Below are 24,592 nucleotides of genomic sequence, written 5' to 3' on the forward strand. Positions count from 1 at the left end.
CGATCACGGCGCCGGGTGACTGGCCGGGGCACCGCGCGGCTCCAGAAACAAGTTGAGCAATATCGCCGTGACCGAGGCCAGCACGATCCCCGAATGCAGGATCGGGCCGAGCACCACCGGCATGTGCTGAAAGAATTTCTGCGACAGCACCGGGATCAGCCCCATCGCCACCGCCGCCGCGATCACCGCCAGCCGTTCATAGGTCAGTTCGACTTCGGACAGGATGCGAACGCCCGTGGCGGCAATCATCCCGAACATGATCAGCCCTGCCCCGCCCAGCACCGGCAAGGGCACCGCGGCCACCACGGCGGCCAGTTTGGGGCACAGGCCGAGTGCGATCAGGATGCCCCCGCCCGCCGCGCAGACATAGCGCGAACGCACCCCGGTCATGCTGATCAACCCGATGTTCTGCGCATACGAGGTATAGGGAAACGTGTTGAAGATCCCGCCGATCAGCGTGCCCAATGCATCGCCGCGCAAGCCCCGGGTCAGATCGTCGGCGCTGACCGGGCGCCCGACAATCACCCCCACGCTGAGGAACATGCCGAACGATTCGACCATCGAAACCAGCATGACAAAGCACATCGCCAGCGCGATCGGCGCTTCAAACCGGGGCAGGCCGAACTGGAACGGGCGGATCAGCGCAAACCACGGCGCGCGCGCCACTTCGGAAAAATCCGCATGCCCGGCCAACGCCGCCAGCACCGTGCCGATGATTACCCCGAACAGGATCGCGCCATAACGCAAGGGGCCCCGGCTGAACTTGATCAGCACAAAAATCGTCAACAGCGTGATCAGCGCGATCGCCAGGTTGGTGGGATCGCCATAGACCGCGTCGTCGGGCTGCCCCCCAGCCGACCAGTCGATCGCGATGCGCATCAGCGACAGGCCGATCACCAGGATCACCGTGCCGGTCACCGTCGGCGGAAACAATCGCTGCATCCGGCCGACAAAGGGTGCAACCAGCAGCCCGAAAATCCCGCCGACGATCACCGCACCATAGATCGTGGGCAGCATCATCACGCGTGCAGCCATCGTGTCGGGCGCGGTGCCGACCAGCGCCAGCATCGGGCTGACCGAAACAAACGTCACCCCCATCATGATCGGCAGGCGGATGCCCACGCCCGGCATGATCCCGAAGCGCGGGATGCCCAGCGTCTGGATCAGCGTGGCCACCCCCGCCGCGATCAGATCGGCGCAGACCAGCAGGGTCAGCGCCTGTGGCGACAAATGCAGCGCGCGGCCCATCACCAGCGGCACGGTCACCGCGCCTGCATACATCACCAGCACATGCTGCAAGGCAAACAGCAGCAGGTGCCCGCCGTCGGGGATATGATCAACGCCGCTGTCGGGCGCGGCGGCATCGTTCTGGCTGGTCATGCCGCCTGATACCATGTCGGACCCCGTGGCGAGCACCTTCGTTGCCATCAGAACTTCAGCCCGAACCGGCCGATCACCTGGCGTGGCGGCACATAGACGTCGAACACGCCGCCCACGCCGAAGTTTTCGGCATAGCGGGTGGCGATATCGTTGCTGCCGGTCAGGTTGGTCACCTGCAATTCGATGTACCAGGGGTGCTGGGCGGGCTGATAATGGATGTTGGCGTTAATCAGGAACTGGCTGCCGACCAGATCGGTGACCGGGTTGTTGTAGACGCGTTCCCAGTAGGGCGAGCGGTAATTGGCCGACAGCGCGGTATCGAGCTTGCCCCCGGCAACCTCGGTCGCCTTGCTGATCGTCGCGGCGGTCGAGAAATTGGGCACGCGGCCCAACTGGTTGCCATAGACGTCCGACGCGTAATAGGCGGTGAACCGGTCGTTGATGTCATTGCCCACGAACGGTCCGCCATCGGCGCGGTTGATCCCCTGTGCCACCCAGGCATCGAGCAAGTGAACGTGGCTGAGCACTTTGCTGCCCATGCCGGTGGCATTGGCCTGCACGCGCCAGCCATCCGGCAAGACCCAGGTCAGTTCGCCTTCCAGACCATAGACTTCGCTTTTGGGGATGTTGGTCAAGCCGCCGCCAAACGGGATCGGGTCTTCCGAATCCGCCTGGAGATTGCGGTAATCGTTGTAGAATGCCGACAGGTTCAGGCGCAGTTTGTGATCGAACAATTCGTTCTTCAGGCCGACTTCATAGGCGCGGACGAATTCATGCGAAAAGGTTCCGGGAATTTCCACCGCATCGGTGTTGAGGTTGGCGCCGCCCGGCTTCACCCCGGTCGAAAAGCTGGCATAAAGCGTGGAGGCGGGCACCACGTCATATTCGACGACCGCCTTGCCGGTGACTTTCTTGAACTCGCTGATCAGGTTGGCGGTGTTGAAATTGGCCGCGACATAGGCCTTGTAGTCGTCATAGCTGTAGCGCAGCCCCCCGGTCAGGCGCAGTGCGTCGGTCACGTGCCAGGTGGCCTGGCCATAGCCCGCCGCCGAGGTGCGGTGCGCAAACGAGACACTGGCAAAGGCCAGACCATAGGCCGCCGATTGCGCGTCATAGACCGCCGGATTGCCCGCCGCCGCATAGCCCACGGTATAGGGCGTGCCGATCAGGCTGGCCCCCTGCTGCACTTCAAACACATATTCGTTGCCCGCGGTGTGCTGGACAAACGCACCGACAATCCAGTCGATCTTGCCCCCCGGTTTCGAGGCGAGGTTCACTTCCTCGTTGACGGTGTTCAACTCCCACGAATGGACCGGAATGCTGTCCTTGACGCCGTAATAGGCGATCGATTCCGCAGTCGACAGATCATCGGCCGAATTGCGGTTGTTGATATAGGCATATTGATAGCTGCTGATCGATTTGAGCGTCGCCCCGCCCAGGTCATAGGCGATCGTGGTTGCGGCGATGCGGCTGCGCGTCTGGTTGGGGGTGGCGTAATCGTCGCTGGTGGTGCGCGTGCCGGCGATCGGATCGATCAGGTTTTTCGCGCCGACACCGTTGATGTCGTTGCTGAACAATTCACCCCAGGCGGTGATCGTCAGCCGGTCAGTCGGCGTCCACAGCACCGTCGCCCGCGCGCTCCAGGCATCTTCATTGCCGATATGATCGGTGCCGGGGTAATTCGGCGCATAGTACCAGCCATCATGCCCTTCGTGCTGCGCGGTCAGCCGCACCGCCAGCGTCGGGGTCAACGGCACGTTCACCATCGCCTGTTCGCGGTTGTAGTTGTAGCTGCCATAGCTGACTTCGGCGCTTTCATGCATGGCGTCGAGTTTGGGCAGGGTGGTGTTGATGTTGATCGCGCCGCCATCGGCGTTCTGCCCGTTGACCGTGCCTTGCGGCCCGCGCAGCACTTCAAGCTGGCCGATGTCCAGATAGCTGGCGACCACGGCCACCGGGCTGGCGATGTAGACGCCGTTTTCGACAAAGGCGACGCCGGGTTGCGCCGACAGGTTCTGCAACCCGTCATAGCCCACCCCGCGAATGGTGATGTTGGTCGGAAACGCCCCCGTATCCGACACGGTCATCCCCGGCACTTGCTTGTCGAGATCGATCACCGCGCGGATGTCCGCCTTGCCCAACTGGTCCCCCGACAGCGCGGTGATCGCGATCGGCGTCTTTTGCAGGCCGGTGGTCACTTTTTGCGCGGTCACGGTGATGGTTTCAAGCGCAGCGGAATCCGGCGCTGCCGGCGCATCGGCGGCATGTGCCGCGACCGGCGCGAGCATGGCCAACGTGGACGCTGCGACGAATAACGGAAATTTGGTGATATGTTTCATGTCCTTGACCCCCTGAAATGTGCCCTCTCGACCGTTCTTTTTGCTTTTGGGGAGATTTCACGGGGAACCGGCACGGTGTTGCGCGAAACGACCGGGCGTAAAAGTCGCAGATCACCTATGTTCTGCATATATGCAAAATCAGCAATTGTGTGCTCTCAAAATTAGAGCACCAGGCCACGCCATGACCAGACAGGCGGCGTCGCGCCGGACCAGCCCGGCCGACGTGTTGTTCCCATCACCGATGGTGAAAAATCAGGCCAGCAGGCGTGCGCCGATCAGGCCCCGGCGTTCCAGATCGGCGGCAAAGGCGATGACGGCGGCATCATCCCCCCATGCGCCGATCAGTTGCAGCCCCAGCGGCAGACCGGGCACCGCCAGCGGCACCGCGACCACCGGCACCCCCAGATAGCTGATCGGTTGGGTAAACAGGCCCAGATTGGCGCGCGCCGGTTTTGCCGTGCCATCGATCAGCACCGTCGGATCGGCGATCAGCGGCGCGGGCCCCATCGTCACCGGCGCGATCAGCACGCGGTGCCGATCGAACAAGGCGCGCGCGCGTTCGATGAACACCGCGCGCAAGGCCAGCGCCTCGGCATAAATGGCGTCGGGCAGTGCGCCTCCGGCGATCAGCCTGTCGCGCGTCGCGGGATCATAGGCCATGGCAACCTGTCGCAGCGCGGCGGCATGCAACCGCCCCCCTTCGCAGGCGGTTATCACAAAGGCGGCGGAGCGCGCGCGCTCCACCTCGACCAGTTCGACGATGGGCAAAGGGCCGATCGCGGCGCTGAAGTCATCCAGCGCCACCTGCATCGCGGGCGTCAGATTGCGCGCGAACCAGCCGCCCAGCAGCGCAGGGTGCGGTGCCCCCGCCGCCTGCGAAGACCCGCGCAACACCGCATCGACCAGCGCCAGATCGCCCGCGCTGCGCGCAAACACGCCGATATCGTCGAGCGTATGCGCAAACGGATAGACCCCCTCCATCGGCAGCGAGCCGTGCGTCGGCTTGATCCCGTAGACCCCGCAAAAGCTCGCCGGAATGCGGATCGACCCATTGGTGTCCGACCCCAGCGCAAAGCTGACCAGCCCCGCCGCCACCGCCGCCGCCGATCCGCCCGACGATCCGCCCGCAAACCGGGCATGATCGTGCGGATTGCGCGTGATCCCCCAGCGCGCGTTGTCGGTGACGAAGCCATAGGCGAATTCGTCCATGTTGCAGGTGCCGACCAGCACCGCGCCCGCCTGCTGCAACCGCACGATCGCGGCGGCATCGCCCGGTGCCGGGTCCGTGTGTTCAAGGCTGGCCGATCCCGCCGTGGTGGGCAGGCCCGCCACATCGAACAGATCCTTGACCGCATAAGGCACACCGGCGAGCGGCCCCGGATCGCGCCCTTGCGCCACCAGGGCATCGACCCGCCGCGCTTCGGCCAGCGCCCGATCGTCGAGGCGCTGCGTGATCGCCAGCAGATCGCCAGCGGCATCGATACGGCCGATCGCCTGGCGCGCGACATCGACTGCCTTCAGACGACCGGCGCGCACCGCAGCGGCAATCGCCAGCGCATCGAGGCCCGTTGCGGTCATCGCCGCGCGCCGCGCATGATGGCGATATGATCGGCCAGCAGGCGCAGATTGGACGCCACCCCCGGCACGCATGGCAGCGGCACCGGCCAGCCGAGCGCGGCGACCAGCGCGGCATCATCAAGATCGTGGGCCTGCTCAAACAGGCCTGCGGGCACTGGCTGTGCGGGGGTCTGGGTCATCGCTCAACTGCCGCGATAGGTCGAATAGGCATAAGGCGAAACCAGCAGCGGCACATGGTAATGCCCGGCATCGCCCGCCACCCCGAAATCGATCGCCACGCGGTCGAGAAACGGCGGATCGGCCAGCACAACCCCCGCCGCACGGAAATAGGCCGCCACGCCGAACACCAGCCGATAGCGCCCCGCGACGAGGCGCGGCAGATCGGCGCACCGGCCATCGGCGTTGGTCACGGCGCTGAACAGCACAACCCCCTCGGCATTTTCGAGCGCCAGCGCGATCCCGGCGGCGGGTGTGCCGTGCGCGGTGTCGAGCACATGGGTGGACAGTGTGATCATTGCGGCGCTCCTGCGGCGATCCACGCGCCCAGCTTGCGGCGTTCATCCAGCGTGATGCCGGTGGTGTTGCCAAGCGGCATGATCTGCGCGTCGACCGCGACCGCCTTGATACGCTGCGCCACCGCGCTGGCATGGGCATAGCTGTCGAGTTCGACCCCCAGCGGCGGCGTGGCGAACGCGGGATTGGTCGGGTGTTTGCTGTGGCAGGCCATGCAGTGCCGCGCAAAGATCGGCTGCACTTCGGCATAAGTGACCGGACCGGCCGTGGCTGCCTTGGCAGGCGCGGCCTTTTCCAGCGACACATAAGTAACGCTGATCAGCGCCAGCACAGCGGCCAGCGCCATCGCGGCGCCGGTCGGTTGCGCGCGGTGGCGCAAGTTGAACACATGGCGCACCGCCACCCCGGTCAGCCCCAGCAGCGCCAGCACCAGCCAGGGACGCTCGGCACCATAGGTCATCGGATAGTGCGGGCTGATCATGATGAACAGCACCGGCAAGGTCATGTAATTGTTGTGCAGCGATCGCTGCTTGCCCGCCTTGCCCAGCGCCGGATCGGGGGTGCGCCCGGAGATCAGGTCGGCCACCACCTTGCGCTGGTTGGGGATGATCACGAAGAACACGTTGGCCGCCATCACCGTGCCCAGCATCGCGCCGATGTGCAGATAGGCCCCGCGCGCCTGGAACACCGCGTTGAGCGCAAAGGCCGCGCCCAGCAGGAACGCAAACCACACCGCACCCAGCAGGCGATTGTTGCGCCCCAGCGGCGATTTGCACGCCAGATCATAGAACAGCCAGCCCAGCACGAGCGCCGACAGACCGATCGCCACTGCCTGCCACGGCGCCAGCGCCGCCTTGGCCGGATCGATCAGGAATGTCGCCGCGTTCCAGTAATAGACCAGCACCAGCAGCGAAAACCCGCTCAGCCAGGTGAAATAGGCCTCCCATTTGAACCAGTGCAGGTCGTCGGGCATATGTTTGGGGGCAACCGGGTACTTTTGCGCATGATAGAACCCGCCGCCATGCACCGACCACACTTCGCCCGACGCATCGCCCGAGGCAGGCGGCGTGAGATGGTTGTCGAGCCAGACGAAATAGAACGACGAGCCGATCCAGGCGATGCCCGCCGTCAGGTGCAGCCACCGGATCGCCAGATTGAGCCATTCTGCCAGATCAAAATTCACGCCTGATCCTCCAGCCGGAGCTTCACGATCTTGCCGATTTCGGCAAGCGCGGCGGCAATCTCTGCCTCGGGCGGATTGGCCAGACGCGCCTCCATGGCCGCCAGAATCCCCGCCTTGTCGGTCAGGCGCACGCAGATGATGAACGGAAAATCAAAGCGTTCGCGATAGGCGGCGTTGAGCGTGTGAAAGCGATCGAACTCCGCCCGGGTCAGCCGGTCGAGCCCGGCGCTCGCCTGTTCGGCGGCGCTCGCCTCGGTCAGGGAGCCGTCGATCGCCGCCTTGCCCGCGAGTTCAGGGTGCGCGCGGATCAGCGCGAGCTGTTCATCGCGGCTGGCGCCATGGACCACCGCCATCAGGTCGGCATGGCGGTCGCCCGACGAGGGCGCGGCATCGGCGCGCGCCTCGACCCACGGGCTGTGTTCGAACAGGGCTTGCGGATGCCGGGCGCTCAAGACGTGGCCCCTTCCAGACTGACATGCGCGGAAACCACTTTCCAGCCATCGGCAAAGCGCACCCATGCCTGCGTCTGGCGCCCGCGCCGGTCTGACCCTTCGCGAAAAAACTCGGCATCGGCGGTGGCAAAGCTGTCGCCATAGACGGTGATCGCCACGCGCCCCAGCCGCCGCTGCGGCGATCCGCCCCGCCCCTTGCGGAATGCGCGGATCGCCTCGATGCCATAGAGCACTTCGCCCACGCCATAGCGGTTGGTGGTGGGCGCGTCGTGAAACAGCGCATCCATCGCCGGAATGTCATCGGCCATCAGCGCGCGCTCATATTCGTAAAAGGCCCTGGTCACTTCGGCCAGCAGCGCGGGATCATCGATGGTCATGCGGGGTGGATCTCCATCCAATGGCGGGCAATGTCGATGCGGCGCGCGATCCACGCATCGCCGCTGGCCAGCACATGATCGACAAACCGCGCCACCGCGCGCGCCCGCGCCGGACGCCCGGCGACGCGCCCGTGCAGGCCGATCGACATCATCCGCCCGCCTTCCTCGCGCAACTGGTCGAACGTGTCGCGCAGATAGGCAAAGAACTGTTCGCCCTCGGTAAACCCGTTGAGCGCGACGAATTTCATGTCGTTGGCATCGAGGCTGTAGGGCACGATCAACTGCGCCTTGCCATGGCGCCGGTCCCAATAGGGCACGTCGTCGGCATAGCTGTCGGCATCGTAGATGAACCCGCCCTCTTCGACCACCAGCCGCGCGGTGTTGGGGCTGGTGCGACCCTGATACCAGCCCAGCGGGCGACTGCCGGTCACGCGGGTGTGCGAGGCGATGGCCTGTGCGATATGGTCGCGCTCGACTGCTTCGGGCACGGTCTGGTAATCGATCCAGCGCAGGCCGTGGCTGGCGATTTCCCAGTCCGCACCCAGCATGGCCTCCACCGCCGCCGGGTTGATCGCCAGTGCACTGGCCACGCCAAACACGGTAACCGGCACCTGCCGGTCGGCAAACAGCCGGTGCAGGCGCCAGAACCCGGCGCGACTGCCATATTCATAAAGGCTTTCCATCGCCATCGCCCGCGCCGGGTGGCGCGCCGCCCCGACCATTTCCGACAGGAACCCTTCGGACAGGTCATCGCCGTTGAGCACGCAGTTTTCCGCGCCCTCTTCGTAATTGATCACGAATTGCACCGCCACGCGCGCGCTGCCCGGCCAGGCGGCGCGTGGCGGGCTGCCGCCATAGCCGACCAGATCGCGGCTCATGATGCGGCCTCCCACGCGGCCAGCGCGGCGGGCACCGCCTCGCCCAGCGGCACGACATGACCATGTGCCTTCAGCGTGGCTTCGAGCGCGGCCAAAGTCAGCAGCACTTTGTGCTTCATCGCGTTGTAGCCCATCGCGCCCAGCCGCCAGACTTTGCCGACCAGCGGCCCGAACGCGGTGCCGATCTCGATCTCGAACGCCTCGCGCATCATCGTGCGCACGCTTTCGCCATCGATCCCGGCGGGGATATAGACGCCGGTGACATTGGTCATGCGATGGGCATCGTCGCCAAACAACGTCAGGCCCATCGCGCGCAGCCCCGCGCTCATCGCTGCGCCTGCCGCACGATGGCGGGCATAGCGCGCGGGCAACCCTTCACCCAGGGCAATGCGCGCACATTCGCGCGCGCCATAGAGCATCGAGGTCGCCTCGGTATGGTGGTTGAGCCGCTTTTCGCTCCAGTAATCCATGATCATCGCCAGATCGAAATAGTTCGATGCGATGCGCGCGCCCGGCCCGTCGACCGCGCCGGCCGCGCGGATGCCGCGTTCGTCATGACGGCGGCTGAAGATATGGTCTGCCGCGCGGTCGGACACGGTGATCGGGCCGACGCCCGAAGGGCCGCCCAGGCATTTCTGCAATCCGCCGGTCACCACATCCACCCCCCACCGGTCGGTGGCGATATCCATCCCGCCCAGCGTCGCGGTGGCATCGACATAGACCAGCGCGCCCACTTCGCGCGCGATCGCCCCGATCCCGTCGAGCGGCTGGGCCATCGTGGTCGACGTATCGCCATGGACCGTGGCGATCACGCGCGGCGCGGTGCGCAAGGCCGCCGCGCGGATCGCCTCGATCGGCACGACTTCGCCCCAGGGCGCATCGACGGTTTCATAGCTGACGCCGATCCGGGTGAGAATCTCTTGCAGCAACAGGCCAAAGCGGCCGAAATTGACCACCAGCGCCGTATCGCCGGGCTGCAACAGGCTGACCAGACCAGCCTCGATCGCGGCGCGCGCGGTGCCGTCGATCAGCATCGTCCATCGATTGGTCGTGCCGAACACCGGGCGATAGAGCGCCATGACCTGGTTCATATAGCCGGTCATTTCGGGATCGAACTGGCCGAGCAGATCGGCGCTCATCGCGCGCAGCACGCGCGGGTGGGCATTGACTGGCCCCGGCCCCATCAACAGCCGCTGGGGCGGATCGATCTCGCCAAACAGCAAGGGGTCAAGCACGGCATTCTCCCAGTTTTTCGACAAAGCGCTGCATCACTGTCAGCGCCGCCGCGACATCGGCGATCTCGACGTGCTCGGCGGGGTTGTGGCTGATCCCGTCGCGACAGCGGATGAACAGCATCGCGGTCGGCGCCAGCGCCGCCATCACCATGGCATCGTGCCCGGCGCCCGAGACCAGCCGGCGCGCGGGATGCCCGGCCTCGACCAGCGCCTCCTCCAGCCCATCCATCAGGTACGGATCGCACGGCGAGGCGGGCAGGACGTGAATGCGCTGCACATCAAAATCGAGATCGCGGCGGTCGGCAATCGCTTGAATGGCATCAATGATGTCTTCAGCCGCCGCATCGCGCCGCGCATCTTCGCCCGCGCGCACATCAATGGTGAACCGCACGTCGCCGGGGATCACGTTGGCCGCGCCGGGTCGCACCTCCATCCGCCCGACCGTGGCGACCAGATCGCCGCCCCGCGCCAGCGCCTGTGCCTCGATCGCGCAGACCATCTCCGCCGCTCCCGCCAGCGCATCGCGGCGCAGCGGCATCGCGCATGTTCCGGCATGCCCCGCCGTGCCCCTGACCGTCGTGGCATAGCGCACTTGCGCGGCGATCCCGGTGACAACGCCCAGCGCCAGCCCCTCGGCTTCGAGCACCGGGCCTTGTTCGATATGCGCCTCCAGATAGGCGATCGCGCCGGGATGGCGGGCCAGAGCCAGCCGATCGGGCGCGCTGCCAAACCCGGCCAGCGCGGTGCGCAGGGTGATGCCGTCGGCATCGACCAGATCAGGCACATCGTCCAGCGTTCCGGCGAGCGCCCGGCTGGTCAGCATGGCGGCGGGAAAGCGGCTGCCTTCCTCATCGCCAAACGCGATCACCTCGATCGCGAAGGGCAGGCGGCGTCCGGCGGCATGGAGCGCCGCCACGCATTCGATACCCAGCATCACGCCCAACGGCCCGTCATAGCACCCCGCGTCGCGCACACTGTCGAGATGGCTGCCGATGATCAGCGGCGGGCCCGGCGCAGTGCCCTCGTACCGCCCGATCAGGTTCACCGCCGGATCGAGGCGCGTATCCATCCCCGCCTCGCGCATCCATGCCGCCACCTGATCGATCGCGGCGCGGTGCGCGGGGGTCAGATAGCCGCGATAGAGCCCGTCGGCGATGTCGGAAAAAGGCAAGCGGCCCAGCGCGTCGCAGCGGGCCACCGCGCGCGCGCCGCCGGGGCTGGCGATCACCATCCCGCCGCCTCGCCATCGCTGCGCGGATCACTGGCGCCCTCGATGCGTCCGTCGGCATGGCGCACCAGCGCGCCCGCATGCCCCATTATCGCGGTCGGCCCGCCGACCCGCTCGACGGCGTGCCCCGCACCCGCCAGCGCCGCATAAAGGTCTGGCGCAAAGCCATCCTCGATCTTGAGCGAAGTCGATGTCTCGCCCCAGGTGCGCCCCAGCAACCAGCGCGGCGCGCTGATCGCGGCCTGAAGATCATCGCCATAGCGGGCATAGCGGGTGAACAGCGCGGCCTGCGTCTGCGGCTGCCCCTCGCCGCCCATCGTGCCATAGGCCATCACGCGCCCGTCGCGCAGCACCGCCAGCGCGGGGTTGAGCGTGTGAAACGGCTTGCGCCCGGGCCGCAGCGCGTTCCAGCCACTGGCGGCCAGCCGGAACGAGGCGCCCCGGTTTTGCCAGGTGATCCCGGTGGCGGGCAGCACCAGCCCCGATCCGAATTCGAAATACGTGCTCTGGATGCACGAGACGACCTGCCCGCGCGCATCCGCCGCGCCGAACCAGCAGGTATCGCCCCATTGGCTCGGTTGCGGCCATGGCAGCGCGTGACGGGGATCGATCGCCGCCGCCATCGCATCGAGCGCCGCCGGATCGCCCAGCAGGCTTTGCGCATCGACCTCCATCAGCGCGGGATCGCCGCAATGCACATCGCGCCACACAAACGCCTGCTTGGTCGCCTCGATCAGGCCATGAACGTGGTCAAAGCCGTCGGCCCGGTCCGCTGTCAGCCGGTCAAACAGCGCCAGGATCAGCAACGAGGCCACGCCTTGCGTCGGTGGCGCCGAATTGTAGAGCGTGCCCTGCGCGGTTGGCACGTGCAACGGGTCCGGTCGCGTGGCGTGATGCGCGGCCAGATCCTCGTATGCGACCGGGCTGCCCAAGCGTTCCAGATCGGCAGCAATCTCCGCCGCCAGCGATCCGCGATAGAACGAGTCCAGCCCATCCGCGACCAGTCGGCGCAAAGTCTGCGCCAGCGCCGGCTGGCGCAAGCTGTCCCCTTCGCGCAAGGGTACGCCCTGCGGCTCAAAAATCGCCGCATAGGCCCCCGGCTGGGCGCGCAATTCAGTGGCTTTGCCTTGCGCAATCTGCGCCCCGCCGCCGGTTACGGGCACACCCGTTTCGGCATGGGCGATCGCATCGCGCAACAGGCGTTCGAGCGGCAGATTGCCTCCGTCGCTGGCCAGCGCCGCCTGCCAGCCGGAAATCGTGCCCGCCACGGTGTTGGCCGCCAGCGGCCCGCGCCACGGCACCGCATTAAGCCCGGCATAGAGCGCCAGATCGGCCTTTGCCGCCGCGCCGCCGCAGCCATGCACGCCGTGAATCCGGCCGTCGGCCTCGCGGATCAGCCAGAAGCCGTCGCCGCCGATCCCGGTCATGTGCGGATAGACCACCGCCAGCGCCGCGGCCGTCGCCACGCAGGCCTCAACCGCGGTGCCCCCGTCCTGCAACACGGCGCGCCCGGCGGCACTGGCCAGCGCATGAGGCGCGGTAACCATGCCGTGGCGCGCATGCTGTGTGATCATGTCCGCCGATTCCCTGACATCGAAACTGCGCGCCGGTTTGGCCCACCCGCCAAAGGTCGGATTGCCGGGGTTCGCGATCGAAATCCATAGCCGAATATCGAAATGATTGTTCTCAAAATGAGGACACTTGCCAGCGATCGGTTGCATTTTCTGGCAGGGCGCGCGCATTCCTGGCAAAAATGCCGCCTGCCCATTCGCAAAATTCGGCCTAATACCCGATCAGGCCGCGCATGCGGCGCCGACGTGGAGACAGTCACGATGATCTTTGCCAGGGCCGCCATCTATTTCGAGGAAGTCGCCAAGCGCGGCGCCCTGCGGCGTGCGGCGGATTCGCTGCGCATTGCGCCTTCGGCGGTCGATCGCCAGATCCTGCAACTGGAAGAAGAATTCGGCACCCGCCTGTTCGAACGCACCGCGACCGGGATGCGCCTGACGGCGGCGGGCGAACTGTTGCTCGATGGCGTGCGCCGCTGGCGGCGCGACATGCAACGCATCACCGCCGAAATCGACAATCTGGTCGGCCTGCGGCGCGGCGAAGTCATGCTTGGCCTGATCGAGGGGGCCAGCGAATTCGTTGCCAGCGGCATCAGGACATTCCGCGAGGCCTATCCCGGCATCCATTTCAATGTGACCGTCGATGGCGCGCAAGGCGTGGTGGAGCACGTGCTCAAGGGCAATTTCGAACTGGGCATCACGGTCAATCCGCCCGACAACGCGGCGGTGCGGATCGAGCGCACGGTAATCTATGATCTGGGCGCGGTGGTGCCGCCCGATCATCCGTTGGCGGGCAAAGGCCAGATCAGCCTACTCGATTGCGTCGGCGAATCGCTGATCGTGCCTGCCGAAAACCTGTCGCTGCGCTGGATTCTCGAAAAAGCGTGGAACCGGCGGATGGGCACCAGCTTGCGCGGAGTGGCCGAAGTCAACAGCACGCGGATGATGAAGGCGCTCACGCTCAGCGGCGTGGGCATCGGCTGGCTGTCGGCGTTCGATGCGCTCAATGAAATTGCCGACGGGTCGCTGGTGTTCCTGCCGCTGATCGAAGAACGGCTGGAGCTGTCGACATTGTCGGTGATCACCGCGGCCGGACGGTTCATTTCGGCCCCCGCCTCGCTGTTCGTGCAGCACCTGTCGCACCAGATGGAAGACCAGAACCGCCCGACCATATGATCTGTGGTCATGAAGTCCTTGAAAAGGCCTTGCTGGCCGACCGGGTGTTGCACTTGTCCGACGGGCGCGTTTGAAAAACTGTAGGGTCGGCAAGCAAATCTCAGGCACGCAACGGGTGCGACTGCGCTATCGTCGGGCCATACGGGGCTTGCCCGCAAACAGGACAGACAGCCATGACCATCGTCGTATTGGGCGCCAGCGGCCGCGCCGGCAAGGAAATCGTGGCCGAACTGGTCGCACGCGGCAACACGGTGCTGGGCATCGCGCGCAAGCCAGAGGCGATCGCGACCCTGCCCGGCGTGACAGCACTGCCGGGCGATGCGGCAGACCCGGCGGCATTGGCGGGCCTGATCACCGGGGCGCAGGCCGTCATCAGCGCGCTGCACTTCGACATTCCCGCACAGACCCTGCTGTCGGCACTGCGTCAGGTCGGCGTCACGCGGTTGCTGGTGGTGGGCGGTGCGGGCAGCCTGGAAGTCGCGCCCGGCGTCAGGCTGATCGACACGCCCGAATTTCCCGCAGCCTGGAAGGCGGCCGCGCAGGGCGGGGTCGATTTCCTCGACGATCTGCGCGGTGTCGACGATATCGACTGGACCTTTTTCTCGCCCGCCTCGTTCATTTTCGAAGGGCCCCGGCTGGGCCATTTCCGGCTCGGCAAAGACGAACTGGTCACCGATGAAAACGGCGAAAGCAAGATCAGCTTTGCCGACTATGCCATCGCGCTGGTCGACGAACTGGAACAGGGCCGCCACATCAAGGCCCGCTTCACCGCAGCCTATTGACCGCCGACAGGAGTGCTTGCCGTGATCGATGTCCATGACCGCCGTCCGCTGCCCTATCACACCGCGCTGGTTGTCGGCACCGGGCCGGGGATCAGTGCATCGCTGGTGCACGCACTCACCGCGGCCGGATTGCAGGTGGCGGCGGCGGCGCGCAACACCGCCAAGCTGGCACCGCTGGCGCAAGCGACCGGCGCCGCGCTGTTTGCGGTCGATGCCACCGACCCGGCGTCGGTCGAAACGCTGTTTTCCCAGGTGGAGGCGCGCATCGGCGTGCCCGAAGTGGTAGTCTACAACGCCAGCGGCCGTGCGCGCGGCGCCATTGCAGAGCTTGATCCCGAAGAGGTCCGCCGCGCGATCGAGGTTTCCGCATTCGGCGGGTTTCTGGTCACGCGCGAGGCGGCGCGGCGGTTGATCCCGCTGGGCAAAGGCGCCATCCTGCTGACTGGCGCGACCGCCAGCGTCAAGGGCTTTGCCGGATCGTCGGCGTTTGCCATCGGCAAGTTCGGCCTGCGCGGATTGGCGCAGAGCGCCGCGCGCGAACTGGCCCCCCAGGGCATCCATGTCGCCCATTTCGTGATCGACGGCAGCGTGCGCAGCGCCGTCCGCCCCGATCCCGCCGAACACCCCGACAGCACGCTGGACCCCGATGCGATCGCGCAGACCTATCTGTCGGTGCTGGCGCAACCGCGTAACGCCTGGACCTGGGAAATCGAATTGCGCCCATGGGTCGAACGATTCTGAGAGGCTGTTTCGAAAGTGCCACCGTCCTGACCGGGACTGCACTCAGTCAGGCGCGATCAAGCGTGGCCAGATAGGCGCACAGCATATCGGCGATCGCCTCGCTGTGGGCGATGACGGCCTCGGGCGTGCTCACGCGTTGCGACACGGCCTTGCCTTGCGCCTTGAACGTGCCGATCATCACGTCTGCGGCGATCGCCAGCGTGGCTTCGTTCGCGCGCGGCGCTGCCTCGCGCAGGAATGCCAGCACCGCCGCGAACCCCTCGCTCTGCACGGCGCGGGCCTCGGGCGCGTCGCGGTAGAGCGGCGCGGCATCTTCCAGCGCCTGGCGCATCGCCGCTTCCTCGCATTCCGACGCCACGAACGCATGCACCGCCGCGCGCAGCCGTGCGGGTGGTGACAGGCTGGTGTCGGCCAGCAAAGCGGCCAGCATCGCGCGCGTGTCGCGCCATTCATCGCTTTGCAGGCGAAACAGGATGGCCGCCTTGTTGGGGAAATACTGATAGAGCGAGCCGATGCTGACCCCGGCCCGTTCGGCCACGCGCGCGGTGGTAAAACGCGCGGCGCCCTCGGCCGCCAGAACCTGAGCCGCCGCCTGGAGAATCGCCTGCACCACACCTGCAGAACGCTGCTGTCGGGGCTGTTTTCGCGTGGAAAGACGCGGGGTTACGGGTGAGGTCATCGAGCGTTCGGCCAATGCGATTAGAAAACGTGAACAATTGCTCATATTTTCCTTCGGAACGCAATTCACCCCGGCGTTCGCAAGGAAAGACACGATGACCACGCTTACCACCGCTCCGTGCGCGCCGCTGCTCGATCGTCTGTTTGCCGAGGCCGATGCCTCCCGCCCCGAAGCCCTGCCGATTTTTGCGCAGACCTCGCCCGAAGAACGCGACCGCCTGATGCACAGCAAGACCGACTGGCAAAGGCTGTACGGCGCACTGAAGGACGTGCCGCTGCCGGTCTCACGCGAGACCGGTCGCCTGCTTTACATGCTGGCGCGGTCCACCGGCGCGCGCGCGATTGTCGAATTCGGCACCTCGTTCGGCCTGTCGACGCTGCATCTGGCGGCGGCGCTGCGCGACAACGGCGGCGGACACCTGGTCACCAGCGAGTTCGAACCCGGCAAGATCGCGCGGGCCAGCGCCCATCTGGCCGAGGCCGGACTGGCCGATCTGGTCGAAATTCGCGCGGGCGATGCGCTGGAAACACTGGCTGGCAACCTGCCACACACGGTCGATCTGCTGCTGCTCGATGGGGCCAAGGCGCTCTATGGCGATGTGCTGGCACTGGTCGAACCGCATCTGCGCCCCGGCGCGCTGATCGTGGCCGACAACGCCGACTATTGCCCCGAATACCTCGCCCGGGTGCGCGCGCACGATCGCGGCTATGTCTCGGTGCCGTTTGCCGAAGATGTCGAGGTGTCGATGCGTCTGGGCTGAGCGGGCGACCGCGCCGATCGAATATGTGAAGTTTATCTTTACAGGTAAACTTCACATATCTATAGTCCGCGCATGACTTCCACCCCCGACACGACGCATGACACCCGCGCGACAACCCTGGCGCAGGATATTCGCGGGCTGGCCGGCCGGCTGAAGCGCCGGTTGCGCGAACAGGCGGATGTCGGCGATCTGACACCTTCGCAGACGGCGGTGTTGCTGCGTCTGGAAAAGGACGGTCAGGCGACCACATCCAGCCTGGCCCGCGCCGAAGGGATCAGACCGCAATCGATGGGCGCGATCATCGCCGCACTGGAAAGTGCCGGTCTCGTGCACGGCGCGCCCGATCCGGGCGACGGGCGCCAGACGCTGCTGTCGCTGACCGAGGCATGCCGCCGACGGATCGCCGAAGGGCGCGCGGCACGGCAGGACTGGCTGGCGCGCACCATCGAATCGCGGCTGTCTGCGCCGGAGCAGGAGCAACTGGCGGCGGCGGTCGTGCTGCTGCGCCGCCTGGTCGAAGACTGACTGTGCAAAGGACAATCGCATGGCGTTAACGGTGCTCGATCCGCAGACTGCACTTATCGTGGTCGATCTGCAGCAGGGACTGGTCGGCCTCGCGCCCGTCGCGGACGTGATCGCGCGCAGCCGTATGCTGGCGGACGCGTTTCGCGCCCTTGGCCTGCCGGTCGTGCTGGTCAACGTGGTGGGCGGCGCGCCGGGCCGCACCGAACAGCCGCGACGCGATCTGGGCACATTGCCCGCCGACTTTGCCGAATTCGTGCCCGAACTGGGCCGGCAACCCGGTGACATCGTCGTCACCAAGCGGACCTGGGGCGCCTTTGCCGGCACCGATCTGCACGCGCGGCTCAACGCGCTGGCTGTCACGCAAGTCGTGATCACCGGCATCGCGACCGGAACCGGTGTCGAGGCGACGGCGCGCCAGGCCTATGAACTGGGCTTCAACGTGACGCTGGCGATCGACGCGATGACCGATCCCCGCCCGCAGGCGCACGATTACAGCATCCACCATGTGTTTCCCAGGCTGGGTGAGACCGGCACCACCGACGACATCATCGCTTTGCTGGAAAGGCGCGACTGACATGCCCTGGCCCCATCTCCTGTGCTATTTCTTCGGCGGCGCCTTTCTGGCCAATGCGATCCCGCACGTTGTCAGCGGCACGATGGGCCGACCGTTCCAGAGCCCGTTCGCCAAACCACACGGCGAGGGCTTTTCTTCCTCGACGGTGAATCTGCTTTGGGGTTTCGCCAATCTCGTCGCGTTCTATGTGCTGGTGTGCCGCGTCGGCGACTTTGATCTGCGCGACACCCGCGCCGCGGCGGCACTGGGCGCGGGCATGTTGGCGCTCGGCCTGTTTGCGGCCAGGCACTTCGGCCGGTTCAACGGCGGCAATGCGCCGCAGCACCCGTGAACGCACCGGAACGGGGCCTGTTCCGGTCGCTCCATAGCGTCAACTATCGGCTGTGGATCGCCGGCACATTCGTTTCCAATGTCGGTACATGGGTGCAGCGCACCGCGCAGGACTGGCTGGTGCTGACTGTGCTGACGCACCACAGCGCCTCGGCCGTCGGACTGGTCATGGCGCTCCAGTTCGCACCACAGGCGCTCCTGCTGCCGTGGACAGGCTATGCCGCCGATCATCTTGACCAGCGCAAGCTGCTGATCGCCACCCAGGCGACGATGGGCGCGCTCGCGCTGGTGCTGGGCGTCCTTACGGTCAGCGGCATAGTCCAGCTCTGGCATGTCTATGTGTTTGCGTTCCTGTTCGGCAGCGCGGCGGCCTTTGATGCACCGGTGCGGCAGGTGTTTGTCGCGCAACTGGTGGGCGATACGCATCTCGCCAACGCCGTCGCGCTCAATTCCAGTTCGTTCAACGGTGCGCGGATGGTCGGCCCGGCCCTGTCGGGGCTGCTGATCGCGGCAGTCGGTACCGGCTGGGCATTCCTGCTCAACGGCGCGTCGTTTGTCGCGGTGCTGGCCTCGTTGATGCTGTTGCGCGTTGCCGATCTGCACGCGCATCCCCGGGCGCAACACACTCGTGGCAGCTTTACGCAAGGGTTCCGCTATGTCTGGGCGCGTCCCGATCTGCTGGCGGTACTGATGATGCTGTTCCTGATCGGCACGTTCGGGCTGAATTTCCCGATCTTCATTTCCACCATGGCGGTCGGCGTGTTCCACGCCAACGCGCTTGGATATGGCCTGCTGTCGTCGTTCATGGCGGTGGGCACGCTGAGCGGGGCGCTGATCAACGCCGGCCGTGCACAGCCGAAATTTTCCACCCTGCTGGCGGGCGCCGGATTTTTCGGGATCGGCTGCACGCTGGCGGCGATCGCGCCCACTTATTGGCTGTTTGCGGCCGCCCTGGTGATCACCGGCGTAGCCGCGCTGATCTTCACCAACACGACCAACAGCCTGATGCAGCTATCGACCGAGCCCGCGATGCGCGGGCGGGTGATGGCGCTGCGCATCGGCATCGCGCTGGGCGGAACCCCGATCGGAGCACCGATCGTGGGTTGGGTGGCCGACCATCTCGGCCCGCGCTGGGCACTGGGCCTGGGTGCCGCAGCGGGTTTCGCGGCAGCGCTCGTCGCGATCCTGTTTCAGATCGGACAGCGCCGCACAGGCCAGTCAGGCCCGATACGGGGCGTCTGAACGCCGGGACTGCGATCCCGGCCCTGCGCCGATCGCACGAATGGGCTCGCCAGCGCGGGCCCGTCGGCTGTACGCAGGCCGCAAGCCCCACCGACGCAGGAGTTCCGACCATGCCAGACCAAACCATCCACCTGATCGCCCGCCTTGTGCCAAAGCCCGGCAGCGAAGCCGCCCTGGCCGAAGCGGTTGCGGCAATCGTGCCCGACGTTCAGGCCGAACCGGGGTGCATTGCCTATGTTGCCCATGAAAGCCTGAGCGCGCCTGGCACCATCGTGTTCATCGAGGCATGGGCCGATCAAGCCGCACTCGATGCCCATTCCACGGGACCCGCGCTTGCGACGCTGGCGGCAAGACTGGGCGAACTGCTGGCGGAAAAGCCAGCGCTCGAACGGCTTCGCCGCCTGTGATGCCGACGATCCGCGCCCCGCTCCGGGCGCGAATGGCACCCGACCGCGCTTTGGTTACCAAGGTTGAATGCCCCATCCGCGCTATGCAAAAGGCTGAATTTTATTAATTTTATTTGATATTTGAAATCATTTGCATTGCCGAACGTTAACTGTGATTATGTACCAAAGGAAATATTGCCATTGAAATATAACCACAAAAAAGAAGAGCACAGAGGTCAGGCCTAAGAGGTTGACTCGAAACGCGCAAACGAGCGCGTTTCGAGGTGGGCACCGGCCCGCTCCCCCGCCCGACTGCCCACCCATAGTACCCTATGGGTGGGCGGGGGGGGGAGCGAGCCGGTGCCCACCTCGGCGAAACGCAAGTTTCGGGTCAGACACTGAAATCAGGCCCATCCAGTTGTAAATTATGTCAACCCGATTGCAGAAAATATTAACACAATACCTCACCGAACTATTAAATGTTGTCGACAGTGTTTTCCATGAATTTGGGTGTTTTCAACACAAAGGGTCTTAAGTTGAAAAATATCCTGATCGGAAATGAGATCGATCGCCTGGCAAATCTTGTCGATTACAAAATTGTCGACACCGATTTTGACAGCCGATTTGACAATCTGGTGGAGATGGCCAGCGCCCACTTTGGCGTACCCATCGCGCTGGTCTCGCTGGTTGATGCCGATCGCCAATGGTTCAAGGCGATGGCCGGGCTTGATATGCGCCAGACCCCGCGCAGCCATTCGTTCTGTGCCCATGCGATCATGCGGCCAGACGAAGTCATGGTGGTCGAGGATGCCAGAACCGATCCGCGATTTCGCGACAATCCCCTGGTCAACGCCTATCCCGATTTCTGCTTCTATGCCGGTGCCCCGATCGTCACCGAGAGCGGTGCGGCGCTGGGCACGGTGTGCGTGATCGATCGCGTCCCCCGCTCGTTCAGCCCTGCCGACAGGGCCATGCTGACGCGGTTCGCAGCAAGCGCCCTGTCGCTGCTCGAACTGCATCGGCGGCTGGAATTGCAGCGCGATGTCGCTTCGCTTGACCCGCTGACCGGGCTGCTCAACCGCCATGGTCTGGAAACCGCACTCGATCGCGTCATCAGCCCCACGCTCAGTGGCGAAGGCTGCGGCCTGCTCTATCTCGATCTCGACCATTTCAAGGTCGTCAACGACAATTTCGGCCATGCCATCGGCGATCGCCTGCTGGAGGAAATGGCGCGGCGCCTGCTGGGTGCCGTGCGCCATGGCGATCTCGTCTCGCGCTTTGGCGGGGATGAATTCGTGATCCTGCTGGCACACCCGGTCGATGCGACCGCCTTGGAGCTTGTCGCGCAAAGACTGCTGGGCACTTGCCGTGCACCGGTTGCGATCCACGGCCATGCCATCAAGGTCGGTATCACCATCGGCGGCGCGCTGGCACCGCGCGATGCCATCACCCAGAGCGATCTTGTGCACGCAGCCTATGGCGCGATGCGTTCGGCCAAACGGGCCGGCTGCGGACGACTGGGCATTGCCGGAAACGACAATCTCCAGCCGCCCCATGCAAACAGTTCACGCCCCGAAATCGCACTGTCGGACGCGATCGATCGGGATGAACTCTTTCTCGAATGGCAATCGTGCCAGGACATCGCGACCGGGGCGATATCGGGCTATGAGGCGCTTGTCCGCTGGCGCCATCCAGACTTGGGCATACTCGCGCCGGACCGTTTCGTACCCCTGGCCGAAGCCTGCGGCTTGTCGGCGCGGCTCGATGCCTGGGTTATGGTTCGCGCCTGCGCCGAAGCGGCCGCCTGCCGGGGCGATTATTACTTCTCGGTCAACATTTCCGCGCAATGGATCGCCAACCGCAATGTCGTGTCGATGACCCGCGCGGCGCTGGAACAGAGCGGCCTCGACCCCCGCAGACTGGTGCTGGAAATCACCGAAACCACCGCAATCGGCGATGAGGCCTGCGCGATTGCGCATATCCGCCAGCTCAAGGCCATGGGCGTGCGGATGGCCCTCGACGATTTCGGCACGGGCTATTCGGCGCTTGTCTGTTTGCAGACCTATCCGTTCGACATGTTGAAACTCGACCGCAAGTTCGTGGCCGCAGTCGATGCCGACGCGCGCGGTCGGCTGGTCGGCGAAGGCGTGGTCAAGCTGGCCAACCTGCTTGGCACCGAAGTTGTCGCCGAAGGCATCGAAACCAGGGCCCAGGCCGAAGCGCTGCACGCGATCGGCTGTCGTCGTGGCCAGGGCTTTCTGTGGGCCAGGGCGCAATGTGCGCCCTGGCTCGAATCATTGCAGGCCAATGCGGGAGCGGGTCAATGAACCAACGGAGGAAGACAGACCCGAACGGCGCGCAGCGGCCCCTCGCCGCGCCGGCCAGCCTGGAAGAGTTGCCTCCTCCCGATACCACCCGCTGGGTGCCGCGTCGCAAGGCGCAAGTGGTGGCGGCGGTTGAAAGCGGCCTGATTACCGTTGACGGGGCCTGCCAGCGATACAACCTGACCCTCGAAGAATTCCTCGGTTGGCAGCGCGCGATCGAGCGGTCCGGCGTCAAGGGCCTGCGCATGACGCTATCCCAATTCTATCGCGAGACGGCCGCGAATTCCCCGCAAGAGAGCCTGCCGGCCGACCCGATCATGCCTGGCCCAAGCGTCCATCCCGAGCAACACGAGCGGCGCGGTGCATCGCGGCTGTTCCTGATCTTGCGCGTGGCCAAACTGATCGTCGATGATCGCGAACAGTTTTGCATCATCCGCGATGCTTCGGCGACCGGGCTCAAGATCAAACTGTTCGCCCCGCTGCCCCGGCATGACGAACTCGCCATCGAAGTGGCCAATGGCGATAGATATCCCTGCCGCTGCGTATGGACAGAAGAAGACAGCGTGGGCGTGCAATTTCTTCAGCCAATAGACCTCGAACGTTTTCTGGGCGACGCCAAGGAAACCGGGCGGCGGCAGCATCTGCGCCTGCGCCTGGCCCTGCAAGGCAGGCTGCATCTGGGCGAAACCGCCACCCCGATAACGTTCTACGATATCTCGCAGTTTGGCGCCGCCTTCAAAACCGACAAATGGCTGCTGATCGATGAAATGGTAAAAATCGAAACATCCGATTTGCCGCTGATTTACGCCAAAGTTCGCTGGCGCAATCACCCAAATTATGGAGTCAGTTTCGAAAATCCATTCCAGCTTAAGGATTTCGCCGGATATCTGGCAAAGCGAGCGGATTGATTTCGACGCGAACCGGAACAATGCGGACGACGCCATCGCCTAGATGGCTGACCTGCATTGTAAATATGTCTTGGATGGTTAATGATCCGATCATTCGCCGCCAAGTTGGATGCCGAACCGCGACCAGGGGTGTATGACCGGAACCATCGTCCTGCTCATGCAGGCCATTGTCTATTTCGTCGTGATGAGCCTGCTTTTTCGCGCGCGGCGTCGGCTGGGGATCGGGGTGTTCGTCTGCGCGCTTGGCGTGATGCACTTTGTCGAAACCTATCTGGCCGCGGTGTTCTTCATCCGCCTGCCGTTCGGACTGATCTCGCCCGGATCGACGGTGATGTTCGCCGGCAAATTGGCGATGATCCTGCTGCTGTACATCAGAGAAGATGCCGAGACCGTGCGCCAGCCGATCTATGGCCTGCTGATCGGCAATTTCCTGATGGTCGTGCTGGTTGCCATCCTCAGGCTGAGCCCACCACCTGAAATACTTGGCGGCCACGATCCGGACCTCAAGCTGCTCGACCAGATGGGCGCCCTGATGGTCTGGGGAACGCTACTGCTCTATCTCGATTCAATCGGGATTATCCTGCTGTACGAACGGCTGCGCGGAATGATCGGCAGCCGGATCTTTCCCCGGGCGCTTATCGCGCTGGCCGTCGTGCTGACATTTGACCAGGTGCTGTTTTTCGGGGGGTTGCACTTTCTGGCCGCGACGCCGGCCACGGCCCTGTTCGGAGGCTGGATTGCCAAGATGGCCGCCGCTGTCGTCTATGCCACGCTGACCGCCGCCTATTTGCGGTGGATCGAATGCGAACAGCCCAATGCATTCGATGTGCCGGTCCTGGGGGTGTTTGACACCCTGACCTATCGCCGCCGGTACGAGGAATTGCTTGAAAGCAGCAGCATCGATCAACTGACCGGTGCGCTCAATCGCGGCCGGTTCGAGGCGATGGGCCGATCGAGTGTGACGCGCGCGCTGTCATCGGGTCAGCCGCTCAGCCTGGCAATCATCGACATCGACCATTTCAAGCAGATCAACGACCAGTACGGCCACGTCGCTGGCGACGACGTGTTGCGCAAAGTGGCCGAGGCGCTGCGCCAGACCGTGCGCAGCGGCGACAATATCTTTCGCTATGGCGGCGAAGAATTTGTCGTGTTGTGCGAAGGGCTGGGCCATCAGGCCGCGCTGGGCCTGGCCGAACGGTTGCGCGCGGCCGTGCCCGCGGCGTTTGCAGGCTCGCTCGCCAGCCCACCGACAGTCAGCATCGGGCTGGCCACGATTCCCGAAGACGGCAGGGACATCGCCACGATCGTCCACCACGCCGATCGCAACCTCTATCAGGCCAAACGCGATGGCCGCAACCGGGTCGTCGGCAACAGTTCGCCCACCGGGAACGCCGGTTCGTCGGTGCGGGGCGCCAACGCCTAGCAAGGCCTGAT

General features: G+C 65.1%; 25 protein-coding genes and 2 pseudogenes. 14 read left to right on the top strand and 13 right to left on the bottom strand.

Annotated elements, in window-relative coordinates:
• Window positions 1-3: 3 nt before the first annotated feature.
• The 12 genes from AQZ49_RS14235 to AQZ49_RS14290 all read right to left on the bottom strand — a co-directional run bounded on the left by AQZ49_RS14235 (window position 4) and on the right by AQZ49_RS14290 (window position 12,737).
• Complete coding sequence (locus tag AQZ49_RS14235; RefSeq protein ID WP_067616801.1) at window positions 4-1,428, bottom strand: nucleobase:cation symporter-2 family protein; 1,425 nt, start codon at window positions 1,426-1,428, stop codon at window positions 4-6.
• A complete protein-coding gene (locus AQZ49_RS14240; RefSeq protein WP_067616802.1) occupies window positions 1,428-3,719 on the bottom strand; it encodes a TonB-dependent receptor in 2,292 nt (763 codons plus the stop codon). The genes AQZ49_RS14235 and AQZ49_RS14240 overlap by 1 nt, the downstream gene beginning before the upstream one ends.
• Window positions 3,720-3,971: 252 nt before the next feature.
• A complete protein-coding gene (locus AQZ49_RS14245) occupies window positions 3,972-5,297 on the bottom strand; it encodes an AtzE family amidohydrolase (protein WP_067616803.1) in 1,326 nt (441 codons plus the stop codon).
• A complete protein-coding gene (locus AQZ49_RS14250) occupies window positions 5,294-5,476 on the bottom strand; it encodes a hypothetical protein (RefSeq protein ID WP_067616804.1) in 183 nt (60 codons plus the stop codon). Before AQZ49_RS14250 ends, AQZ49_RS14245 begins: the two co-directional genes overlap by 4 nt.
• Before the next feature lie 3 nt (window positions 5,477-5,479).
• Complete coding sequence (gene uraH, locus AQZ49_RS14255; RefSeq protein WP_067616805.1) at window positions 5,480-5,812, bottom strand: hydroxyisourate hydrolase; 333 nt, start codon at window positions 5,810-5,812, stop codon at window positions 5,480-5,482.
• Window positions 5,809-6,993: a urate hydroxylase PuuD gene (locus AQZ49_RS14260; protein ID WP_067616806.1), complete on the bottom strand. Its 1,185-nt coding sequence runs from the start codon at window positions 6,991-6,993 to the stop codon at window positions 5,809-5,811. The genes uraH and AQZ49_RS14260 overlap by 4 nt, the downstream gene beginning before the upstream one ends.
• A complete protein-coding gene (uraD, locus tag AQZ49_RS14265; protein WP_067616807.1) occupies window positions 6,990-7,445 on the bottom strand; it encodes a 2-oxo-4-hydroxy-4-carboxy-5-ureidoimidazoline decarboxylase in 456 nt (151 codons plus the stop codon). The genes AQZ49_RS14260 and uraD overlap by 4 nt, the downstream gene beginning before the upstream one ends.
• The gene (gene hpxZ / locus AQZ49_RS14270) at window positions 7,442-7,822 is read right to left on the bottom strand and encodes an oxalurate catabolism protein HpxZ (protein ID WP_067616809.1); all 381 of its coding nucleotides are present in this window, start codon (window positions 7,820-7,822) and stop codon (window positions 7,442-7,444) included. The genes uraD and hpxZ overlap by 4 nt, the downstream gene beginning before the upstream one ends.
• Window positions 7,819-8,700 carry an allantoinase PuuE gene (puuE, locus tag AQZ49_RS14275; RefSeq protein ID WP_067616810.1) on the bottom strand — a complete coding sequence of 294 codons (882 nt, stop codon included), beginning with the start codon at window positions 8,698-8,700 and terminating at the stop codon, window positions 7,819-7,821. Before puuE ends, hpxZ begins: the two co-directional genes overlap by 4 nt.
• Window positions 8,697-9,884: a pyridoxal-phosphate-dependent aminotransferase family protein gene (locus AQZ49_RS14280; protein ID WP_082701811.1), complete on the bottom strand. Its 1,188-nt coding sequence runs from the start codon at window positions 9,882-9,884 to the stop codon at window positions 8,697-8,699. The genes puuE and AQZ49_RS14280 overlap by 4 nt, the downstream gene beginning before the upstream one ends.
• A gap of 43 nt (window positions 9,885-9,927) precedes the next feature.
• A complete protein-coding gene (locus tag AQZ49_RS14285; protein ID WP_067616817.1) occupies window positions 9,928-11,166 on the bottom strand; it encodes an allantoate amidohydrolase in 1,239 nt (412 codons plus the stop codon).
• The gene (locus AQZ49_RS14290) at window positions 11,160-12,737 is read right to left on the bottom strand and encodes a gamma-glutamyltransferase family protein (protein WP_067617156.1); all 1,578 of its coding nucleotides are present in this window, start codon (window positions 12,735-12,737) and stop codon (window positions 11,160-11,162) included. The genes AQZ49_RS14285 and AQZ49_RS14290 overlap by 7 nt, the downstream gene beginning before the upstream one ends.
• Window positions 12,738-12,995: 258 nt before the next feature.
• On the opposite strand from AQZ49_RS14290, the gene AQZ49_RS14295 reads away from it, so the two are divergent.
• The 3 genes from AQZ49_RS14295 to AQZ49_RS14305 all read left to right on the top strand — a co-directional run bounded on the left by AQZ49_RS14295 (window position 12,996) and on the right by AQZ49_RS14305 (window position 15,430).
• Entirely contained in the window at window positions 12,996-13,907 is a 912-nt protein-coding gene (locus AQZ49_RS14295) for a LysR family transcriptional regulator (protein ID WP_067616818.1), read from the top strand.
• 173 nt (window positions 13,908-14,080) lie between these two features.
• Window positions 14,081-14,689 carry an NAD(P)-dependent oxidoreductase gene (locus tag AQZ49_RS14300; protein ID WP_067616819.1) on the top strand — a complete coding sequence of 203 codons (609 nt, stop codon included), beginning with the start codon at window positions 14,081-14,083 and terminating at the stop codon, window positions 14,687-14,689.
• A 21-nt stretch (window positions 14,690-14,710) separates the two neighbouring features.
• Window positions 14,711-15,430, top strand: a complete 720-nt coding sequence (locus tag AQZ49_RS14305; protein ID WP_231739241.1) for an SDR family NAD(P)-dependent oxidoreductase — start codon at window positions 14,711-14,713, stop codon at window positions 15,428-15,430.
• Between the two features lie 46 nt (window positions 15,431-15,476).
• Here AQZ49_RS14305 and AQZ49_RS14310 read toward each other — a convergent pair whose 3' ends face one another.
• Window positions 15,477-16,040: a TetR/AcrR family transcriptional regulator gene (locus tag AQZ49_RS14310; RefSeq protein WP_231739242.1), complete on the bottom strand. Its 564-nt coding sequence runs from the start codon at window positions 16,038-16,040 to the stop codon at window positions 15,477-15,479.
• A 163-nt stretch (window positions 16,041-16,203) separates the two neighbouring features.
• Here AQZ49_RS14310 and AQZ49_RS14315 point away from each other — a divergent pair, with 163 nt between their 5' ends.
• The 11 genes and pseudogenes from AQZ49_RS14315 to AQZ49_RS14355 all read left to right on the top strand — a co-directional run bounded on the left by AQZ49_RS14315 (window position 16,204) and on the right by AQZ49_RS14355 (window position 24,581).
• On the top strand, window positions 16,204-16,869 hold the full coding sequence (locus AQZ49_RS14315) for an O-methyltransferase (protein ID WP_067616820.1): 666 nt from the start codon (window positions 16,204-16,206) through the stop codon (window positions 16,867-16,869).
• 72 nt (window positions 16,870-16,941) lie between these two features.
• Entirely contained in the window at window positions 16,942-17,394 is a 453-nt protein-coding gene (locus AQZ49_RS14320) for a MarR family winged helix-turn-helix transcriptional regulator (RefSeq protein WP_067616822.1), read from the top strand.
• 19 nt (window positions 17,395-17,413) lie between these two features.
• The gene (locus tag AQZ49_RS14325; RefSeq protein ID WP_067616824.1) at window positions 17,414-17,968 is read left to right on the top strand and encodes an isochorismatase family protein; all 555 of its coding nucleotides are present in this window, start codon (window positions 17,414-17,416) and stop codon (window positions 17,966-17,968) included.
• A gap of 1 nt (window position 17,969) precedes the next feature.
• Entirely contained in the window at window positions 17,970-18,299 is a 330-nt protein-coding gene (locus tag AQZ49_RS14330) for a hypothetical protein (protein WP_067616825.1), read from the top strand.
• Window positions 18,296-19,540: an MFS transporter gene (locus tag AQZ49_RS14335; RefSeq protein WP_067616826.1), complete on the top strand. Its 1,245-nt coding sequence runs from the start codon at window positions 18,296-18,298 to the stop codon at window positions 19,538-19,540. The genes AQZ49_RS14330 and AQZ49_RS14335 overlap by 4 nt, the downstream gene beginning before the upstream one ends.
• A gap of 110 nt (window positions 19,541-19,650) precedes the next feature.
• Window positions 19,651-19,947, top strand: a complete 297-nt coding sequence (locus AQZ49_RS14340) for a putative quinol monooxygenase (protein ID WP_067616827.1) — start codon at window positions 19,651-19,653, stop codon at window positions 19,945-19,947.
• A 515-nt stretch (window positions 19,948-20,462) separates the two neighbouring features.
• Window positions 20,463-22,253, top strand: coding sequence for a sensor domain-containing phosphodiesterase (locus AQZ49_RS14345; RefSeq protein ID WP_231739243.1), 1,791 nt, complete (start codon window positions 20,463-20,465; stop codon window positions 22,251-22,253).
• Window positions 22,250-22,522 (top strand): annotated as a pseudogene (locus AQZ49_RS22850) (DUF1153 domain-containing protein); the annotation flags it as partial. The gene AQZ49_RS14345 and the pseudogene AQZ49_RS22850, both read left to right, overlap by 4 nt.
• Before the next feature lie 90 nt (window positions 22,523-22,612).
• Window positions 22,613-22,834 (top strand): annotated as a pseudogene (locus AQZ49_RS23015) (PilZ domain-containing protein); the annotation flags it as partial.
• Window positions 22,820-23,158 carry a PilZ domain-containing protein gene (locus AQZ49_RS23020; RefSeq protein WP_369819139.1) on the top strand — a complete coding sequence of 113 codons (339 nt, stop codon included), beginning with the start codon at window positions 22,820-22,822 and terminating at the stop codon, window positions 23,156-23,158. The pseudogene AQZ49_RS23015 and the gene AQZ49_RS23020, both read left to right, overlap by 15 nt.
• 133 nt (window positions 23,159-23,291) lie before the next feature.
• On the top strand, window positions 23,292-24,581 hold the full coding sequence (locus AQZ49_RS14355) for a GGDEF domain-containing protein (protein ID WP_067616830.1): 1,290 nt from the start codon (window positions 23,292-23,294) through the stop codon (window positions 24,579-24,581).
• The last annotated feature ends 11 nt before the right edge of the window (window positions 24,582-24,592 follow it).

The sequence above is a fragment of the Novosphingobium sp. FSW06-99 genome, assembly GCF_001519065.1.
In the GTDB taxonomy this organism is placed as follows: Bacteria; Pseudomonadota; Alphaproteobacteria; order Sphingomonadales; family Sphingomonadaceae; genus Novosphingobium.

Coding starts and splice junctions, on each gene's coding strand:
- AQZ49_RS14325 (WP_067616824.1), top strand. CDS start 17,414: ATGGCGTTAACGGTGCTCGATCCGCAGACTGCACTTATCGTGGTCGAT.
- AQZ49_RS14235 (WP_067616801.1), bottom strand. CDS start 1,428: ATGGCAACGAAGGTGCTCGCCACGGGGTCCGACATGGTATCAGGCGGC.
- hpxZ (WP_067616809.1), bottom strand. CDS start 7,822: ATGACCATCGATGATCCCGCGCTGCTGGCCGAAGTGACCAGGGCCTTT.
- AQZ49_RS14250 (WP_067616804.1), bottom strand. CDS start 5,476: ATGACCCAGACCCCCGCACAGCCAGTGCCCGCAGGCCTGTTTGAGCAG.
- uraH (WP_067616805.1), bottom strand. CDS start 5,812: ATGATCACACTGTCCACCCATGTGCTCGACACCGCGCACGGCACACCC.
- AQZ49_RS14245 (WP_067616803.1), bottom strand. CDS start 5,297: ATGACCGCAACGGGCCTCGATGCGCTGGCGATTGCCGCTGCGGTGCGC.
- AQZ49_RS14315 (WP_067616820.1), top strand. CDS start 16,204: ATGACCACGCTTACCACCGCTCCGTGCGCGCCGCTGCTCGATCGTCTG.
- AQZ49_RS14340 (WP_067616827.1), top strand. CDS start 19,651: ATGCCAGACCAAACCATCCACCTGATCGCCCGCCTTGTGCCAAAGCCC.
- AQZ49_RS14295 (WP_067616818.1), top strand. CDS start 12,996: ATGATCTTTGCCAGGGCCGCCATCTATTTCGAGGAAGTCGCCAAGCGC.
- AQZ49_RS14280 (WP_082701811.1), bottom strand. CDS start 9,884: ATGGGGCCGGGGCCAGTCAATGCCCACCCGCGCGTGCTGCGCGCGATG.
- AQZ49_RS14240 (WP_067616802.1), bottom strand. CDS start 3,719: ATGAAACATATCACCAAATTTCCGTTATTCGTCGCAGCGTCCACGTTG.
- AQZ49_RS14330 (WP_067616825.1), top strand. CDS start 17,970: ATGCCCTGGCCCCATCTCCTGTGCTATTTCTTCGGCGGCGCCTTTCTG.
- AQZ49_RS14300 (WP_067616819.1), top strand. CDS start 14,081: ATGACCATCGTCGTATTGGGCGCCAGCGGCCGCGCCGGCAAGGAAATC.
- AQZ49_RS14355 (WP_067616830.1), top strand. CDS start 23,292: ATGACCGGAACCATCGTCCTGCTCATGCAGGCCATTGTCTATTTCGTC.
- AQZ49_RS14290 (WP_067617156.1), bottom strand. CDS start 12,737: ATGATCACACAGCATGCGCGCCACGGCATGGTTACCGCGCCTCATGCG.
- AQZ49_RS14285 (WP_067616817.1), bottom strand. CDS start 11,166: ATGGTGATCGCCAGCCCCGGCGGCGCGCGCGCGGTGGCCCGCTGCGAC.
- AQZ49_RS14320 (WP_067616822.1), top strand. CDS start 16,942: ATGACTTCCACCCCCGACACGACGCATGACACCCGCGCGACAACCCTG.
- puuE (WP_067616810.1), bottom strand. CDS start 8,700: ATGAGCCGCGATCTGGTCGGCTATGGCGGCAGCCCGCCACGCGCCGCC.